This window comes from Streptomyces sp. NPDC085524 (assembly GCF_044541755.1).
In the GTDB taxonomy this organism is placed as follows: Bacteria; Actinomycetota; Actinomycetes; order Streptomycetales; family Streptomycetaceae; genus Streptomyces.
The window spans coordinates 210,154-227,093 of the sequence record NZ_JBITTH010000007.1; the positions used below are offsets into that span (position 1 = coordinate 210,154).

General features: G+C 68.7%; 25 protein-coding genes. 23 read left to right on the forward strand and 2 right to left on the reverse strand.

What is annotated here, in order from left to right:
- Positions 1-16 precede the first annotated feature (16 nt).
- The 4 genes from ACIGFK_RS13220 (at position 17) to ACIGFK_RS13235 (ending at position 1,569) form a co-directional block, all read left to right on the forward strand.
- Positions 17-481, forward strand: coding sequence for a hypothetical protein (locus tag ACIGFK_RS13220; RefSeq protein WP_400051595.1), 465 nt, complete (start codon positions 17-19; stop codon positions 479-481).
- Positions 481-666 carry a hypothetical protein gene (locus ACIGFK_RS13225; RefSeq protein ID WP_400051596.1) on the forward strand — a complete coding sequence of 62 codons (186 nt, stop codon included), beginning with the start codon at positions 481-483 and terminating at the stop codon, positions 664-666. Before ACIGFK_RS13220 ends, ACIGFK_RS13225 begins: the two co-directional genes overlap by 1 nt.
- The gene (locus tag ACIGFK_RS13230; RefSeq protein ID WP_400051598.1) at positions 663-1,127 is read left to right on the forward strand and encodes a hypothetical protein; all 465 of its coding nucleotides are present in this window, start codon (positions 663-665) and stop codon (positions 1,125-1,127) included. The genes ACIGFK_RS13225 and ACIGFK_RS13230 overlap by 4 nt, the downstream gene beginning before the upstream one ends.
- A gap of 223 nt (positions 1,128-1,350) precedes the next feature.
- A complete protein-coding gene (locus ACIGFK_RS13235) occupies positions 1,351-1,569 on the forward strand; it encodes a hypothetical protein (RefSeq protein WP_400051600.1) in 219 nt (72 codons plus the stop codon).
- 1 nt (position 1,570) lies between these two features.
- Here the strand turns inward: ACIGFK_RS13235 and ACIGFK_RS13240 are convergent, their stop codons facing one another.
- On the reverse strand, positions 1,571-1,756 hold the full coding sequence (locus ACIGFK_RS13240) for a hypothetical protein (protein WP_400051602.1): 186 nt from the start codon (positions 1,754-1,756) through the stop codon (positions 1,571-1,573).
- A 75-nt stretch (positions 1,757-1,831) separates the two neighbouring features.
- On the opposite strand from ACIGFK_RS13240, the gene ACIGFK_RS13245 reads away from it, so the two are divergent.
- The 17 genes from ACIGFK_RS13245 to ACIGFK_RS13325 all read left to right on the forward strand — a co-directional run bounded on the left by ACIGFK_RS13245 (position 1,832) and on the right by ACIGFK_RS13325 (position 15,822).
- Complete coding sequence (locus ACIGFK_RS13245; RefSeq protein ID WP_400051604.1) at positions 1,832-2,398, forward strand: hypothetical protein; 567 nt, start codon at positions 1,832-1,834, stop codon at positions 2,396-2,398.
- Between the two features lie 96 nt (positions 2,399-2,494).
- Positions 2,495-2,731, forward strand: coding sequence for a DNA-binding protein (locus ACIGFK_RS13250; protein WP_400051605.1), 237 nt, complete (start codon positions 2,495-2,497; stop codon positions 2,729-2,731).
- Positions 2,732-3,640: 909 nt separating this feature from the next.
- Positions 3,641-4,513, forward strand: a complete 873-nt coding sequence (locus tag ACIGFK_RS13255; protein WP_400051607.1) for a hypothetical protein — start codon at positions 3,641-3,643, stop codon at positions 4,511-4,513.
- Between the two features lie 8 nt (positions 4,514-4,521).
- Entirely contained in the window at positions 4,522-5,220 is a 699-nt protein-coding gene (locus ACIGFK_RS13260) for a hypothetical protein (protein WP_400051608.1), read from the forward strand.
- Complete coding sequence (locus ACIGFK_RS13265) at positions 5,217-5,810, forward strand: class I SAM-dependent methyltransferase (protein WP_400051610.1); 594 nt, start codon at positions 5,217-5,219, stop codon at positions 5,808-5,810. Before ACIGFK_RS13260 ends, ACIGFK_RS13265 begins: the two co-directional genes overlap by 4 nt.
- Complete coding sequence (locus ACIGFK_RS13270; protein ID WP_400051612.1) at positions 5,807-6,691, forward strand: NAD-dependent epimerase/dehydratase family protein; 885 nt, start codon at positions 5,807-5,809, stop codon at positions 6,689-6,691. Before ACIGFK_RS13265 ends, ACIGFK_RS13270 begins: the two co-directional genes overlap by 4 nt.
- Before the next feature lie 17 nt (positions 6,692-6,708).
- A complete protein-coding gene (locus tag ACIGFK_RS13275) occupies positions 6,709-6,963 on the forward strand; it encodes a hypothetical protein (protein WP_400051614.1) in 255 nt (84 codons plus the stop codon).
- 231 nt (positions 6,964-7,194) lie between these two features.
- Positions 7,195-7,446, forward strand: coding sequence for a hypothetical protein (locus tag ACIGFK_RS13280; RefSeq protein WP_400051616.1), 252 nt, complete (start codon positions 7,195-7,197; stop codon positions 7,444-7,446).
- Between the two features lie 604 nt (positions 7,447-8,050).
- Positions 8,051-8,491 carry a hypothetical protein gene (locus ACIGFK_RS13285; protein WP_400051618.1) on the forward strand — a complete coding sequence of 147 codons (441 nt, stop codon included), beginning with the start codon at positions 8,051-8,053 and terminating at the stop codon, positions 8,489-8,491.
- Entirely contained in the window at positions 8,484-10,214 is a 1,731-nt protein-coding gene (locus ACIGFK_RS13290) for a terminase (protein ID WP_400051619.1), read from the forward strand. The genes ACIGFK_RS13285 and ACIGFK_RS13290 overlap by 8 nt, the downstream gene beginning before the upstream one ends.
- Complete coding sequence (locus ACIGFK_RS13295; RefSeq protein ID WP_400051621.1) at positions 10,211-11,659, forward strand: phage portal protein; 1,449 nt, start codon at positions 10,211-10,213, stop codon at positions 11,657-11,659. The genes ACIGFK_RS13290 and ACIGFK_RS13295 overlap by 4 nt, the downstream gene beginning before the upstream one ends.
- Positions 11,637-12,407 (forward strand): hypothetical protein, encoded by a 771-nt coding sequence (locus tag ACIGFK_RS13300; protein WP_400051623.1) that lies wholly within the window; start codon positions 11,637-11,639, stop codon positions 12,405-12,407. The genes ACIGFK_RS13295 and ACIGFK_RS13300 overlap by 23 nt, the downstream gene beginning before the upstream one ends.
- A 53-nt stretch (positions 12,408-12,460) precedes the next feature.
- The gene (locus ACIGFK_RS13305) at positions 12,461-13,048 is read left to right on the forward strand and encodes a hypothetical protein (RefSeq protein ID WP_400051624.1); all 588 of its coding nucleotides are present in this window, start codon (positions 12,461-12,463) and stop codon (positions 13,046-13,048) included.
- 15 nt (positions 13,049-13,063) lie between these two features.
- Positions 13,064-14,020: a phage major capsid protein gene (locus ACIGFK_RS13310; RefSeq protein ID WP_400051626.1), complete on the forward strand. Its 957-nt coding sequence runs from the start codon at positions 13,064-13,066 to the stop codon at positions 14,018-14,020.
- Entirely contained in the window at positions 14,020-15,033 is a 1,014-nt protein-coding gene (locus ACIGFK_RS13315) for a glycosyltransferase family 4 protein (RefSeq protein WP_400051628.1), read from the forward strand. The genes ACIGFK_RS13310 and ACIGFK_RS13315 overlap by 1 nt, the downstream gene beginning before the upstream one ends.
- Before the next feature lie 10 nt (positions 15,034-15,043).
- Positions 15,044-15,460: a hypothetical protein gene (locus ACIGFK_RS13320; RefSeq protein WP_384581290.1), complete on the forward strand. Its 417-nt coding sequence runs from the start codon at positions 15,044-15,046 to the stop codon at positions 15,458-15,460.
- A gap of 152 nt (positions 15,461-15,612) precedes the next feature.
- Entirely contained in the window at positions 15,613-15,822 is a 210-nt protein-coding gene (locus tag ACIGFK_RS13325; protein WP_400051630.1) for a hypothetical protein, read from the forward strand.
- On the opposite strand, the gene ACIGFK_RS13330 is transcribed toward ACIGFK_RS13325, so the two are convergent.
- A complete protein-coding gene (locus tag ACIGFK_RS13330; protein WP_400051632.1) occupies positions 15,812-16,141 on the reverse strand; it encodes a DUF4429 domain-containing protein in 330 nt (109 codons plus the stop codon). The two genes, ACIGFK_RS13325 and ACIGFK_RS13330, sit on opposite strands and share 11 nt — an antisense overlap.
- A 30-nt stretch (positions 16,142-16,171) precedes the next feature.
- Here ACIGFK_RS13330 and ACIGFK_RS13335 point away from each other — a divergent pair, with 30 nt between their 5' ends.
- Both ACIGFK_RS13335 and ACIGFK_RS13340 read left to right on the forward strand, forming a co-directional pair.
- On the forward strand, positions 16,172-16,498 hold the full coding sequence (locus ACIGFK_RS13335; protein WP_400051634.1) for an HK97 gp10 family phage protein: 327 nt from the start codon (positions 16,172-16,174) through the stop codon (positions 16,496-16,498).
- Entirely contained in the window at positions 16,498-16,899 is a 402-nt protein-coding gene (locus ACIGFK_RS13340; RefSeq protein ID WP_400051636.1) for a hypothetical protein, read from the forward strand. Before ACIGFK_RS13335 ends, ACIGFK_RS13340 begins: the two co-directional genes overlap by 1 nt.
- The last annotated feature ends 41 nt before the right edge of the window (positions 16,900-16,940 follow it).

Consider the following 16,940-nt stretch of genomic DNA (forward strand, 5'->3'; position numbering starts at 1 on the left):
CACTAAGGAGAGCACCATGGGCAAGAGCTGGACCACTCGCCGACGCAACGACGAGCGGGACCTCAACCGCTGGCTGCGAAAGGGGCAGACCGTGTACATCGTCCGCACCCCGGAGTACGCGGGCCGCAGCGCGCTGTGGAACCACCCCCAGTACTGGACCGAGCACACCGTCACTGGCAAGCACCCCGTCCTCGGAGGCTGGGTCTTCGACAAGTCACCCACGACCAACGTCGCGAGTCTGTTCGCGCTGGCCGACAACAACACCATCTACGACGCGCCGCCCCCCGGGGTCCCGCACGCCTCCGACCCTGGCCCGGACTGCCGCGACGAGGGCCTGTACGGGATCGGCCGCGGCCAGGAGTTCAAGGGGACCTTCGGGTCGCAGAACGACGGAGCCGAGGAGATGCGACGCCTCGCCATCGAGGCGGCCAAGCGGACCAAGGCGGACAAGAAGTCCGGCGCCCGCAAGGGGTGGTTCTGATGGCCAAGCCCCTGACCGACGAGCAGTGGATCAAGCAGAACAGCAACCTCGGCCCCACCCGCGCCCGCCTCCTTGGGAAGTGCTGGAAGTGCGGCGGCAAGGGCAAGCTGTGGTGGGTTTTCGGCGGCGAGCGCGGCATCGTCCAGTGCGACCTCTGCGGCGGCGACGGAAAGGCCGCCAAGTGACCGCCCTCGCCCCGGCCGCCGCCCCCACTCGGGCGGCGGCACAACCCCTCACCCTCGACGAGCGCCTCGCCTGGCGGAACCGGACCATGGACGACCGCCTCGCCGGCGCAGGCCTCGAGCTGGACGTCCGCACCGCCCCCATCGAGATTCCCGAGATCCTCGTCGCTCCGCAGTCAACCGTACCTGCGGCGCCGACCACGGTCGACGAGGTACTCGCCGAAGCGGTCCGGCTGATCCGCGCCCACGGCTGGATCACCCGGTACCTCGGCAGCCCGGACACCGGGTACTGCCTGATCGGCGCCATCCGAGCAGCTGCCGGCGGGGAGAACTCGCTCTCCGACGAGGCATGCGACGAAGTCTTCAAGCGGATCCTCAGGGAGTGCCCCGACGCACTCTCGCCCGGGGGCTGGAACGACGCCCAGTCCGGACAGGCGCCGGTGATCCGGATCCTCGGCGGCTGACCCTAAGGAGACCCCAATGTTTCAAGCAGGCGAGAAGGTACTGATCGTGAGCTGCGAGGACGATTCCCGCGCGGCCGGCAAGACCGGTCGCATAGTCGACGAGGTGACGCCCGGCCCGCGCACGGGTGGCAGGTGGACAGTGGACCGAATCAGCGTGCTCATAGCGCCCGTCCTCTGCCACGCACACGAACTGCGACGCGCCAACTAACCCAAGGAGACCGCCATGACCGACCGCGTAGACCTGCTCGCCCTCGCCGCAACCCTCGTCCGGCAGACCCGCCACGGATCGCCGTCCATGCTCATGCGCCGCATCGGTCAGGACCACGGCATCCGGATCACGTTCGAGACCGCGCGCGGTCTGCTGGCCCAGCTGCATGAGGCGGGAGTCGTCGGACCGGACCGCGGCTCGCTCGGCCATGTCGTGCTGCCGACCGCCGCCTGACCTACCGCTCGACCAGGCCCTCGCCGCCCGCGGGGGCCTTCGCCTTGACCGCGCGCGCCATCCAGCCGTCACCCGACGCCCGCATCGGTGTTGTCGTCGCCACCGCACCCAACGCGGCGCACAGCCGGTCCAGCTCACGCTGACACTCAGCCTCCGACGACCCGCGGACCATGTAAGAGACGCCCATGGTCAAAGTCTGGCGGATAGGGCAACGCCTCTGCAGCCCAACCGAATTGTCGGTACCACCTGGGAGAATATGAACGTGCCCCGATTCCTCGTACAGCGCGAGCCATGGGCTAAGCGCAACAGCGGAGACCGCATACCCCACTCCGACAAGGTCGACCCCGACGACCCGCACCGGGCCGACATCCTCATCACCCTTCACCGCATGGAGCTCGAAGGGATAGAGATCGACCAGAAGGCGGTCGATATCGCCAAGGTCCTGGTGCGCCGCCGCCACGCACCAACGGACGCACCGCCACCCCCAAGACAGCCCGACCTCCGCAGCGTCGACGCAACTGGCCAGAAGCGCTGGGTCTACTACGTGCGGTGCGGATATCTGATCAAGATCGGTACCAGCGCGAATCTACCCGGCCGATTCCAATCCGTTCGTCCCAACGAGGTGCTGGCCCTTGAGCCCGGCGGCCAAGAGCTGGAGACGGCTATGCACCGCAAGTTCAAGCCGCTTCGCGCCGGGGGTGACTACTTCCACCCAGGCCCTGCACTCCAAGCCCACATTGCTGAACTACGCGAACGCCTAGGACCTCCGAACTGGGCCTACTCGGTACTGAAAGACGGCCACGACTTCTACCCTGACAACCAGGGTTGACGCCTGACCTGGGCGAGCGTACCGTGTGCTTGACTTGATCTCGCTGTCGCCAAGGGCCACCCCACGGGTGGCCCTTCGTGCTTCCCGGAGGTAGCAGTGAGCCTGTCGGAACAGGGTCTCGTTCCTGAAGACCTCGCCGCCTACTACACGGGCCGGCCCGCCTCCACCATCAGGCGTTGGGCCGCCGAAGGGCGCATCCAGCGGTACGGCACCGGTCGCGGCAAGGTCCGGTACAACGTCTTCGAACTGCCCCGCAAGACCGTTGACGAATGGACCGGCGAGGTCACCCTCGGCGACCCGCCACCGCTCCCCGCTGGAGTCCGAGCCGCCTGACCGACGAGGAGGTGCCTCATGAGTTTTCCTGCCGGCGCCTCCACCATCACCGTCACCGGAACGTTTCCCGTCCCGGCCGGCGGCGCTGCCCGCGCGGGCCGGGTTGTCTTCACCCCGTCTACGGTCCTCGTCGACTCGACCCAACACGCAATCTACAGCGGCGCCGGTTCGGCGACCATCACGGGCGGCGCCTTCAGCATCGTGCTGCTGTGCACCGACGACACCGACGTGCAGCCGACCGGCTGGCGTTGGCGGGTGGATGAGCAGCCCAGTGGCGGCCAGCGACGGACCTACTACATCGACCTGCCGTCCACCCTCGGCGCGACGGTTGACCTGTCGACGCTGTCGCCCGTCTCCGCCCCTGGCGGCGGCACTGGCGGCGGCACGGTTGGACCCCAGGGCCCTGCCGGACCGCAGGGTCCCACGGGTCCTGCCGGAGCCACCGGGGCAACGGGACCCGCAGGACCGCAGGGCCCCGCTGGCCCGACAGGCGCCACGGGCCCGGCGGGACCTGACGGCCCGGCTGGACCGACCGGAGCGACCGGCCCCGCTGGCCCCCAGGGGCCAGCCGGTGCGGATGGAAACGATGGAGCAGACGGAGCCGTAGGCCCGACCGGAGCAACAGGGCCCCAGGGCGATCCCGGCCCCGCAGGAGCCACTGGCCCGGCAGGCCCTCAAGGACCCGCCGGTGCCGACGGTGCCCCCGGAACGGCTGGCGCTACGGGACCCCAGGGGCCGATCGGAGCGTCCGGCACGGTAATCCGTGTAGCTCAGGCCCGGATTACCGACGGCGCCATCGCCGACCTCACGTCCACCACGCCTTGGATCATTGCCACGACGTCGGTAGGGACGCCGCTTCAGTGCGCCATTCCGGCGGCGGCAGGGGACCGGATCCGCGTCCACCTCAACATGATGTACGTCGGTGCCCACTTCCTCGACCTCGCACTACTCACTGGGGCCGGAGCCATCTCCGAGTACGGGGCTTCAGGCACGTCCAGTCCCCTCGCGGAGGGCGCGCCGGAGTTCTACCCGTCAACGTCGTTCTCCCGGGCAGCGTCGGCCGGCCTGTTCACTGTGGGCTCCGGCCACATCGACGGCAGCGGCAACGCCACGGTGGCGCTCGTTCACTCCGGCACGGCCTCAGGCAAGGTCTACGCGAACAGCGTCTACCCGTGGCGGATGGTTCTGGAGAACCTCGGCCCCGCGGGCGGATCTGCCGCCGGAAGCTGGGACGACCGGCCGTCCGATCAGGGCCTCATCGCCTGGACCTACGACCCCAACGAGGCGGGGCACGTTACCGCCCAGTCCTCCGGCGGCGTCGCGGGGCGCATCACGTTGACGCGAATCCCGATCCGCGAGCAGATCACGTGGTCGAACATCTGGCTCGGCCTCAGCGGCATCGACGCGGGCGCCTCGCTCAGCAACTGCTACCTAGGGGTCTACAACGCGGCTGGCACCCGGATGGGCGTCACCGCGGACATCTCGTCCTCGCTGATGACGGGAGCCACAGCAAAGGCCCTGCCGCTCGCCACCCCCTTCGTGGCTGCCCCCGGCTTCTACTACATCGCCATGCTGCTCAATGGCAGTTGGACCACCAATGCGTTGACCTTCAAGGCGAGCGGGGCGGGGATCAGCGTCAATGCAAACCTGACGGCCCCGAACCTGCGCTACGCGAACATGCTGACCAGCCAGACGAGCTTGCCTTCGTCGCTGACGATGTCCGGCCAGCTCACCACGATCATCACCACAGGCTGGGGCAGCCAGTGGTACGGCGTCAGCTAAGGAGCACCATGGACGACCTGCTGATGATCGTGCCCACGCGCGGCCGGCCCGACAGCGTCCCCGCGATCCTCGACTGCTGGCGACAGACCGGAGCAACCGCCGACCTGCTGTTCGCCGTCGACGAGGACGACCCAATGCTGCCCGGCTACCGCGAGCACATGGAGAACATCAACGACCCGCACATCCGCTGGCGGATCGGGCCTCGCCTCCGGATGTGCGGCACCCTCAACGCCGCCGCCGTCGAAGAGGCCCCCCGCTACCGGTTCCTCGCTTTCATGGGCGACGACCACCGGCCCCGGACCGTCGGCTGGGACGAGCGCTTCCGGATCTGCATGTCCGGCGGCCCCGGCATCGTCTACGGCAACGACCTACTGCAGGGCGAGATCATGGCCACCGCCGTAGCGATGACCAGCAACATCGTCACCACCCTCGGCTACATGGCGCCGCCCGCCCTCATCCACCTGTGCCTCGACTTGGTCTGGATGGACTGGGGCCGCGGAATGGGCCGCATCACCTACCTCGGCGACGTGATCCTCGAGCACATGCACCCGGCCAACGGCAAGGCCGACATCGACGCCGGCTACATAGAGTGCAACAGCAGCGAGGTCTCCACCGCCGACGCCACCACCTACTACGACTACCGGGACAACGGCGGCCTCGAAGCCGACCTCGCCAAGCTCCGGGCACTGATCGAGGAGGCGGCATGAGCATCGACACCGTCATCGAGGCCTGGAACGTGGCCGACCCTGCTGCGATCCACCCCGCCCGCGGTATCAGTGAGGACGCCTACCGGGAGTCCGGACAGGTCCAGGCCGAGCTCCTCGCCACTGTCCTCCCCGCCGGTAGCCGCGTAGTCGACTTCGGCTGCGGTGACGGCCGCGTCGCCGTACCCCTGGCTGCCCTCGGCTACGAGGTCACGGGAGCCGACGGATCGCAGTCCATGCTCGACCGGCTCACCGAAGCGGCCCCCGGCATGCAGACCGTCCTCACCGACGGGACCGACCTTGCCCGCCAGCTGGGCAAGAAGGCCGATGCGATCGTCTCCCTCGCCGTACTGATCCACCACACCTACGAGTCCGCCGAGCGAATCGTCGCCGGGCTTCGGGCCGCGGTCCGAGTCAACGGCCTTCTCGTCCTCGACTGGCCGACCAGCGACGACCCCCACGAGGGCGGCGGCTGGATCAGCGTCACAACCTGGAGCAGGACCCGTCAGGACGACATCTGCCAGCGGCTCGGCCTCAAGCGCGTCGACACCGACCTGCCCTGGCCCGTCTTCCGCGCGGTGAAGGCCGGATGATGCGCGTCCTCCTCACGGGCGCCGCCGGCTTCGTCGGCCGCCATCTGCACCAGGCCATGTACGACCGCGGCTGGATGGTCTCCGCGATCGACCTGACTGCCACGCCGGCCGTGATCCGGCGCGACGCCCTCGACCACTTCCGCACCAGCGACGTCCGATTCGACCTTGCCGTCCACTGCGCGGCCATCGTCGGGGGACGGGCCAGCATCGACGGCTCACCGCTCGGCGTCGCCACGAACCTCGCGCTCGACGCCTGGTACATGCGGTGGCTCGCCCGCAGCAAGACTCCACGGGCCGTGTACTTCAGCTCGTCGGCTGCCTACCCGGTCGCCCTGCAACAGCCCGGCCCGATACGGCGGCTCGTAGAGACCGACATCGACTACACCCAGCCCGGACGGCCCGACGCCACCTATGGCCTCGCCAAGCTCACCGGCGAGCAGCTCTGCCAGTACGCCGAAGCGGCTGGCACGCGCATGACCGTGCTGCGGCCGTTCTCCGGTTACGGCGAAGACCAGGACGAGACCTACCCGTTCCCCGCGTTCATCCGCCGGGCCAAGGAGCGGCAGGCGCCGTTCGAGATCTGGGGTGACGGCAGCTCGACACGCGACTGGATCCACATCGACGACCTCGTCGGGGCCGCCCTTGCCGCCGTCGAGCAGGACGTCCAGGGGCCCGTCAACCTCGGCACTGGCAAGGCCACCTCGTTCGACGAGCTCGCCCAGCTGGTGACCACCGCGGCCGGCTACCGGCCCGAGCTCGACCACATCGCCACCGCCCCGCAGGGCGTACACCACCGCGTGTGCGACCCATCCCGGATGCTCGACTTCTACACGCCCACCGTCACCCTCGACGAGGGCATCAAGCGGGCACTCGCCAACTGACAGAGGAGGCCAGCGCCATGGCCAGGCCCAGACTCAAACCGGTAGTTCGCGCCCAAGGCGCTGACATCGAGATCGTTGAGAGGTCGCCCGGTTCCGAGCTGGCGATCATCCCCAATACGGTCCGTATCAACGGCACCGAGGTGCACATCCCGGCTGACAGCGCGATCGACATCAGCGAGATCAGCTCCGATGCTGTGGTGACCGTGACGCTCACCATGTTCGTGCGAACTCTGTCCATCCGGCATGAGCCAGCTGAGCTTCCGCAGACGTGAGCGGCGGCTGGAAGGGCTCAGACCGAAAGTCCCGGCTGCCGTCAGGCTGGGCGAAGATCCGGGCCCAGATCCTGGCACGGGATCCGATCTGCAAGATCTGCGATGTCAGACCGTCCGCGTTCTGCGACCACATCGTGGCCAAGGCCGACGACCACAGCGAGGCCGGCCTGCAAGGCGTGTGTGCCCCATGCCACGACCAGAAGTCCAGCGCCGAAGGCAACCAGGCCCAGCGTGAAAACCCCCGGCCGGGAAGAACGCGCCCGCCTGAACCACACCCCGGCCGGAGGTGAGACGGTGGCCCGCTACCTGATCACCCACCCCAAGGGGCAGCAGGGCGAGGACATTCTTGTCGAGGACCCCGACCTCACCCTCACCATCCAGGGCGACTGGGCTGTACTGACCGACCCTCACGGGCCATGCCTCGTACTGCCGGCACACGCAGGCGCAACCATCACGCGCGTCGACGACGAGGCTGAGGAGTGATTCACGTGGCAGGAGGGCGAGGCAGTCGCAGCCGGCGTGGAGGAGCCGAGACGCTGCGTCGCTACTGGAGCAGCGGAGCCGGCGCAGCCAAGATCAGATGGGGTACGCCAGGTGACTGGACCAGGTGCACGAGGCAGCTCCACCAGTACCTCGGAGCCAGGGCCAAGGGCTACTGCCAGCTCCTCCACATCCGCAACACGGGGGTCGCGACGGGCAGCAGGGCCAACCCTGGTAGGCGCAGCCGGCGAGGCTAGTGGAGTAGACCATCGAGTGGATGATCTCTGTCGAGGTAGATCGTCAGCGAGGCTTGACGATCACTCGAAGATCCAATGGAGATCAACAAGGCCTGTTTCAAATGGGGTTGAAATCGGACATAAAGACACCCCTTAGCGATCTTCGAAATCACCCCAAATTCGGACATAATTTCATGATCCTTACCCGGGGGTATACCCCCCTGGGTGATCTTTCAGGGATCGGGGCCGTATAGCACCTGACTTTCCGCCCGGGTTTCCTAGGGCCCCCTGGGCGCCCGCTTGACCAGCTCATTCGCCTTGCCGGCCCGCCCTGGAGGCGGGCCTCTCGCACCGAGACCCTGGAGGTCGACATGGGTGCACGTGGACCCATAGGTAAGCGCTCCGAGGAGCGCATGGGGCACCGCTCCAAGGAGGAGAAGGACTCCATCGTGAAGGCTCCGTCCGGTCCGCCGGCCGACCTTCCCGACCTGCCCGAGCCGGACGCCATGTGGCATCCGATCGCAACGGGCTGGTACCTGTCCCTGCGCGAGTCGGGACAGGCCGCTTTCTACCAGCCGTCGGATTGGGCAATGGCCCGATACGCAGCAGAGCTCATGTCCCGCGGGCTGCAGTCCGACCGCCCGCCGAACGGCCAGTACGTCGCCGCCCTCAACTCGGTGATGTCGTCGCTGCTGACGACCGAGGGAGACCGGCGGCGGGCCAGGATCGAGCTGGAGCGCAGGAAGACGGTCGCCGCGGTTCCGGCCAGCGTGACGGCCATTGCCGACTACCGCTCTTCGATCGGTGGCTGACGGCGAGGTCCCCGAGGTCGTCACTCCGTTCACGATCGGCCCGACGTGGCGTCGCGGCGAGGACGGCAAGTTCGTTCTCCCCGAGTACACGCTCGGCTGGCAAGCGCTGGCCTGGACGGCGACCTACCTGCAGCACTACGTCGGTGCCCCGTGGCGGTACACGGCCGAGCAAGCGCGTTTGACCCTTTGGTGGTACGCGATGGACCCGGCGACGAACCGGTTCCTGTGGCGGGACGGCGTGATCCAGCGACTGAAGGGCTGGGGCAAGGATCCGCTGATCGCGACCTGGTCGGCCTTCGAGTTCGTTGGTCCGTGCAGGTTTGGGCAGGTTGCGGACGAGGGCAACGAGTGGGGCGTGCCACCGGGGCAGCCACTTGGCCGACAGCACCCGGCGGCCTGGGTGCAGATCGCTGCGGTGTCTCAGGACCAGACCCGGAACACGATGACCCTGTTCCCGTCGATCCTGACGAAGCGGGCGATCGAGGAGTACCGGATCGACCTCGGCAAGGAGATCATCTACGCCGACAAGGGGCGGGCCCGGGTCGAGGCTGTCACCAGCTCGCCGCGCGCCCTCGAGGGCGGACGGCCCACCAATACCAACATGGGCGAGACCCACCACTGGGTCGAGTCGAACGGCGGGCACGACATGGCCGCCGTCATCGAGCGCAACGCGACCAAGTCGGCGGACGGCGAGTCGAGGACGCTGGCGAACACCAACGCCTTCGAACCGGGCGAGGACTCGGTGGCCGAACGCACCCGCGAGGCCTTTGAGTCCGCCGAAGCCGGCCGTGTTGCCGACGTCGGACTGTTCTACGACAGCCTCGAAGCGCCGGCCGAGGCGAAGCTGTCCGAGGAGTGGATCGAACCCACGCTGCGGGCGGTCCGCGGGGACTCCACCTGGCTGGACATCGAGCGGCTGAAGGCGTCGATCCTCGACGTCCGCAACCCGCCCAGCCGTTCACGGCGGTTCTGGTTCAACCAGATCACCGCCTCCGAAGACGCCTACCTGGCGCCCTACGAGTGGAACGCCTGCCCCCACGAGGGCATTGAGCTGCAGGCCGGCGACGAGATCGTCATGTTCTTCGACGGCTCCAAGTCGGACGATGCGACCGGCCTCGTCGCCTGCCGCCTGTCCGACGGTCACCTGCACACGCTGGGTGTCTGGCAGCGGCCGGCGAACTGGCCGGACGGGGTTCCGTGGCGAGTGCCGCGCGAGGAGGTCGACGGCGTTGTGGACCTGACCTTTGCGACCTACAAGCCGCTCGCGTTTTTCGCCGACCCGGGCTCCGGGTTCGACGAGGCCGACGGCGAGAGGTACTGGGACGGCTTCATTGACGCCTGGGCTCAGCGGTACGGGAAGCGGCTGAAGCTGAAGGCGGTTGCCTCCGGCCACGGCCAGCATGCGGTCATGTGGGACATGCGTGACCGGCGCCGCCAGCAGGCCTTCACGGAAGCCGTGGATCGGTTCTACCGGGACGTCCTGGAGCGTCAGCTGACCCACGATGGGCACAAGGTGCTGCGCCAGCACATCGCGAACGCGCGGCGCAGGACGAACGCCTGGGGCTACACGATCGGCAAGGAGCACCGGGAGTCGGCCCGCAAGGTCGACCTCGCGGTGTGCGCGATCGGCGCCCGGATGCTCCGCCGGATGGTCATGAACTCGGCTGCTTGGACGAAGCGCTCGACGGTGCGCGGTAAGGGACGGGTGGTGGTGCTGCGGTGACGACGCCCGAACTTCCCCTGCTGGCCCTGTCGGAGGACGAGAAAGGGATCCTGAACCTTCTGCGAGCCGATCTGGGGGCCCAGAGGTACCGGCTCGACCTGCTGGATGCCTACTTCAATGGGGAGCAGGTCATCCGGGACCTGGGGATCTCGATCCCGCCGCAGCTGAAGAACCTGCACACGGTGATCGGCTGGCCGAGGATCGGCGTGGAGGCCCTTGAGCAGCGTTTGGACCTCGAGGCGTTCCGCTGGGCGGACGGCTCGGATGCCGCGGAGTTGACGGAGATCGCCGAGGCGAACGACATCTTCGACGAGGCATCCCTCGCCCACCTCGACGCCCTGACCTACGGCCGCGAGTACGTGACGGTCGGCTCCGGTGACGACGAGGACCTGCCCCCGATCATCAGCTTCGAGTCCCCGCTCGACATGACCTTGCACTGGGACGCGCGGGTCAGGCTCTCGCTGTACGCGCTGCGTGAGTGCCAGGGATCGCCCGAGTACGGGCTCGCCCCGGAGGACCGGCTGGTCACGCTCTACCTTCCGGATCAGACCGTCTACGCGGTGCAGGGGAACGGCGACTGGGAGGTGCTCGACCGCGACATCCACAACCTCGGCATGGTGCCGGTGCTGCGGATGGCGAACCGGCAGCGGACCGCGGATCGGGTGGGCAGGTCGGAGATCACTCCCGAGGTCATGTCCATCACCGACGCGGCTTGCCGGCGCCTGATGGGCATCGAGGTCGCGGCGGAGTTCTTCGGGGCGCCGCAGCGCTACATCCTGGGCGCGTCGGAGTCGGCCTTCCAGGACGCCGAGGGCAACGCGAAGAGTGCCTGGGAGACGTACATCGGCCGCGTCCTGGCCTTGGAGCGGGACGAGGACGGCAACGTCCCGACGGTCGGCGCGTTCACAGCCCACGACCCGTCTGGCCAGACGAAAATCATCGACCTGTACGCCCGGATCATGGCAACCCAGCTGGGACTGCCGCCGCACATGCTCGGATACACCAGCGACAACCCGGCCAGCGCGGACGCGATCCGCTCGAGCGAGGCCATGCTGGTCAAGAAGGCCGAGCGGCGGATCCGGCGCTTCTCCGCAACGTACCGAGACATGATGCGGCTGGCTCTCTGGTTCCGTGACGGCGAGCCGCCGGAGAAGTCCCGCCGCATCGAGACGGTTTGGCGCAACCCGGCCACACCCACCATCGCGGCCCAGACAGACGCCGCGGTGAAGATGGTCCAGGCGGGCATCCTGCCGCCCGACTCCGATGTCGTCCTCGAGATGGCAGGCCTGTCGGAGGACCAGCGCCGCCGGGTGACGGTCGAGCGGCGCCGGGCCGCCGGCAGCGCCGCAGCGGGCGAGCTGCTCAACCGTCTGACGCAGCTGGGGAACCAGACTGAGGTGCCGACCGCCTCGGAGGTGTCCGGTGGCGACAGCGGTCTCGGATGACGCCGATGGGGTACGCCGGCTGAGGGCCGCGCAGGTCGGGGTGACCCGGCTGCTGGTGCGGGACATGCGCGGACTGCGGCGGCTGATCATCCCGTCCCGGCTGGATCAGTCGATTCCCGACTGGATGGCCGCAGTCCGCATCCTGGTGGGCCAGTACGGCGCGGCGTCGGCGAGCCTGGCGGCGGACTACTACGACGCAGAGCGCGTCGCGGCCCGCGTGACCGGCAGGTTCACCGTGCCGCTTCTGGACCCCCCGCCGGATGTGCAGGTCGACTCCGGGCTGCGCTGGGCGACCAAGGACGTCTGGGAGCGTGATCCTGAGGATCCGGCTACGACCCAGGCCCAGAGGGAGCCGCTCGAAGTTCGGCTCGACCAGGCGGAGAAGAAGGCTGAGGCGGTTGCTCAGAAACTGGTGACCGACCAGGGCCGCGGCACCGTCCGGGAGGCGGTGCGCCAGGACCCGCAGGCAACCGCCTGGGCCCGTTCGGCCGCCCTTGGCGCGTGCTCCTTCTGCAAGCTCCTCGCCATCCGTGGCGCGGTCTACAAGCGGGACACGGCGGGTTTCCGGTCGCACGACGGCTGCCACTGTGGCGTCCTGCCCGTCTTCAAGGGGCAGCGCTTCGAGCTGGCCACCCATACACGCGAGTGGGAGCGGCTCTACAAGGAGTTCGCCGCGCCCTACTCGGGCGATCAGCTGCGGCGTTTCCGGCGCGCTCTCGCCGACAACGGGCACCTGCCCGCTCTGTAACCCCTGGCCGCCCTGGAGGTGGCCTTTCTCAGCCCCTGGAGGGCCGGTTCACCATGCCTGAAGAGACCCAGACCGAGCAGGTCGAAGAGCAGTCGCAGGAGACCGAAGCCGCCCCGGAGGCGGATACCTCCGAGGAGGAGCCCTTCGACCGCAAGCGGGCCGAGGCCGCGCTGCGGAAGAAGAACTCCGAGGCGGAGAACCTGCGCAAGCGGCTGCGCGAGCTGGAGCCCCTCGCCGCGAAGGCGAAGGAGCTCGAGGACGCGCAGAAGACGGAGGCCGAACGCCTCGGCGAGCAGCTCACTGCTCAGCGCGAACGCGCCGAGAAGGCAGTGCGCGCCGCGGTGGCCTCGAAGGTGGAGGCGTTGGCAGCCAAGCAGTTCGCGGATCCGGAGGACGCGGTCAGTGCACTCGACCTTGCCACCTACGTGGACGGGGACGGCGTCATCGACACCGACCAGATCCGGGCCGACCTCAGCGAGCTGCTGAAGCGCAAACCGCACTGGGCTCTGCCCGACGACAGCGGCCCCCGCCGTCCCGCTCCCGACCGCACGCAGGGCTCCTCAGGCAACGGCGCACGTACCCCCACCAGCCCCGGCGACGAGTTCGCCGGGTTCATGCAAAGGGCCCTCAAGGGCCGCTGAGAGAGGTAGCCCAAGATGGCACACACCAATCCGATCAAGCTGTCGGACGTTGACAGCACCTTCCTGCCGAAGACCCTCGTCGGACCGATCTTCGCGAAGTCCGTCGAACAGTCCGCGGTCATGTCGCTGGCCAAGCGCGTCCCGCTCGCCATGACCGCCAACACGGCGGTGCCGGTGCCGCTGGACGTTCCCACGGCTGACTGGGTCGAGCAGGCCGGTCGTAAGCCGCTGTCGTCCGGCGGGGTCAGCATCAAGCAGATGACCGGCAAGAAGATCGCCGTCCTCATCCCCGTCGCGATGGAGGTCGCGGACAGCAACGCCGCCGGCCTGTGGACCCAGCTCCAGCAGGATCTACCGACCGCGTTCGCCCGCGCCTTCGACCGCGCGACCGTCCACGGCAAGACCATGAAGGGCGCCACCGGCCCCTTCGCCGACTACCTGGCCGCGACGACCAAGTCGGTCACCATCGGCACGGCCTCCCAGGCCACGGGCGGCATCTACAAGGACATCGTCAACGGCATGAAGGAGGTCATCGACGACGACTGGGACTACACCGGATCGGTCCTGGACCACCGGATGAAGCCGTCCCTGCTCGGCGCGACCGACACCACCGGCCGCCCCATCTTCGTCGACACGACCGTCCCCGGGACCGGCGCCGCGCTCGCGGGCACCCTCGTCGGCGAACCCGTCGCCTACTCCCGGGCCGTCTCCGGCAAGCTGCGCCGCCAGTCGGGCACCGTCGACACCGGCCTGCGAGGCATCGGCGGCGACTGGTCCCAGGCCGCATACGGCGTCGGCATGGACATCACCGTCAAGATCAGCCGCGAGGCGACGTACATCGACGAGGACGGCGGCGTCCACTCCGCCTTCCAGGAGAACCTCGTGCTGCTGCTCGCGGAGGCCTACTACGGCTTCGTCCTCGGCGACGCCGAGGCGTTCGTGAAGTACCTGGCCGCGGGCGGATCGTCCTGATGCCCGGCGTGGAGGGTGGCCGGGCGCCGATGCGGATCGTCGCCCGGCTGCACGGCTACCCGCCGCGCCACAACGCCGGAGCCGAGTGGATGGCCCACTCCATGCTGCGGGCCCTCGTCGAACGCGGGCACGACGTGTCGGTGTGGCTGTCCCGGTACACCGCGGACAGCGCCGACTACGAGCTGGACGGCGTCAAGGTGGTCCCGCTGCAGTCCCGCCTCGATGCAGGCTCGGCGATCCGGCAGTGCGACGTCGTGGTCTCGCACCTGGAGAACGTCCCCTCGGCCGGCGCACTGGCCCGCGGCTACGGCAAGCCGCTGGCTGTCATCTGCCACAACACCCACCTCCAGTCCTTCCGCGAGATGGCGCAGGGCGCGGAGCTGACCGTCTACAACTCCCACTGGATGAAGCGGGAAGCCGAGCTCTTCTTCGCCGAGTACCCGAAGGGTGTGCGACCTCGCGCGGAGGTGATCGTCCGCCCGCCGGTCTTCGCCGAGGAGTACAGGACGAAGCCGGGTACGAAGGTGACCCTCGTCAACCTGAACGAGGAGAAGGGCGGCCGGCTCTTCGAGAAGCTCGCCCGCCGCATGCCGGACGTCCAGTTCCTCGCGGTCGTCGGCGCCTACGGGGAGCAGATCATCCCTGACTTGCCGAACGTCGAGGTCATCGACCACATGTGCGGCCACGAGATGAGGGACGCCGTCTACCGCAAGACGAAGATCCTTCTGATGCCGTCGTCCTACGAATCGTGGGGCCGCGCCGGCGTCGAGGCCATGGCCAGCGGTTTGCCCGTGATCGCCCACCCGACGCCGGGACTGTGCGAGTCGCTGGGTGAGGCCGGCGTGTTCATCGACCTGCACGATGTGGACGGCTACGAGATGGCCATCCGCAAGCTGCTGTCATCCCGGACCGAGTACGGACTCGTCTCGAAGAGGGCGAAGGCGCGGTCCGCTGAACTGGACCCGTCGGCGGACCTTGCCACGTGGTGCGATGCCGTGGAGGCCCTCGCCTAAGGAGGCACCGGTGACCTTCATTCCTCCGACGGCCGAGCAGCTGGGCCTGTACCTGGGCCTGCCGGAGATCGACGGCGACCGGGCCGACCTCCTCATCGAGCAGGCCGTCGCGCTGGGACAGTCCGTGGTCAAGCCGCTGCCCGACGAGGCCACTGCGGTCGTCCTGTCCGTGGCCGGCCGCGCCTACGTCAATCCGCAGCAGGTGTCATACGAGACGATCGGCCCGATGTCGGTCCAGCGCCCGACGGGCAGCGGCGGCCTGTACCTGACCAAGGCTGACAAGGCGGCCCTGAAGTCGCTGGCCGGACGTGGCGGCGCCTTCACGGTCGACCCCACACCGGAGACGGCCGACCCGTCGCCGACATGGCCTGTCGACGACAGCTACGGGCCTGGGCTGACCTACGAGCCTGGCTGGGGGTGGGTGTAGTGCCTGCCCCGTATCCCTACGGGGAGACCGTGGTGCGTCTGCGCCGCGGTGTCTCACCGGGCCGTGATCCGCGTGGGCAGCCGATCCCGGGGGCGCTGACGGAGACCCCTGTCGCGGGCTGCGTGGTCGCACCCAGGGCGGAGACTCCCCAGGTGGGCGGCGAACAGCAGCAGGCCCGGGACACGGTCATCGTCGGCTACACCGTCTACGCCCCGTCCGGATCCGACTGGAAGACCACGGACCAGGTACGGATACGGGGCGAGGTCTGCGACATCACCGGCGAGCCCGGCAACTGGGGCCGGAGCCCCTTCACCGGCCTGGCCGGTCCCATTCAGTTTGCCGCGGACAGGGTCACCGGCTAGGGCGGGCCTGCTCGACGGCCGCGATCAGCTTCACCGCGGATTCGTTGCTCTTCCGCGGAATGGACAGGCTGTAGGGGTCTTGGTAGGGCGGCCGGCCGCCACCCGCATGCCCCATTGCCTTCTCCGGGGCCTGACCGCTGCCGGGCAGCACGAACTGCACATAGCCGTGGAAGAGGCGGCTGCCGGGCTTGTACCGACTGGCCGTGACATCCGCGGCCCGGATCCGGACGGGCGCCGGCTTCGGGCCGACGGGCGTTTTCGTGATGGTGATCCACTCTCCGTCGAAACTGATGTGCCCGAGCACGCCCTTGACGTCCACGTGTCCCCCTTCAGGTGAGGAGCTGAGGGTATGGCAGCGCGCTTCAAGATGTCCCGGAAAGGCGTAGGCCAGCTCCTGCGCTCACCCATGATCCTGGCGGAGATGGTCCGCCGCGCCGAGCTGATCCAGAGCACCGGCGAGGTGATCGCGCCTGTCGGCGGGCCTTCCGACCCGCACTCGGGGCGCTACAAGGAGAACTTCTTCGTCACCTCGACCACCCGCGGCGGGCGGCGCCGTGACAGGGCCACCGCCACCGTCGGCAACGGCTCCTACTACGCACGCTGGGTGGAGTACGGCACGGAGAAGGTCGACGCCCATCACGTGATGCTGCGGGCCGCGCAGGCCGGGGGTGACTGATGGCTGCCGTCGGATCGGTCGACGTCGAACTCCTGCTCATCCAGTGGATCCAGGCGCAGCTCGGCAGCACAGTGGTGGTCCGGGACGAACTCGACAACGAGCTCCTCGACGAGCTGCCGACCGTGCAGGTCGAACGCGTACCGGCCGGTGACGACGACGGATTCCGGCTGGACCGGGCCCTCGTCGACATCGATGTGTACGCCGCGACCCGGGGCAGCGCCATCGCGCTGGCCCTGCAGATCCGCGGGCTGCTGCTCACCCAGCTGCCCGGCTCCACCACCGGCGGCGCCGTCGTGGGACGCGTCAGAACCGTCTCAGCGCCCGGCCCCCGCCCCTACGAGAACGTCGGGCTGCGCCGCATCGGCGCGACCTACGAGCTGTACAGTCACCCGGTCTCCTGACCGGCTGACGGGACCGCGCCGGCCCCTGTCCCGACCCCGTC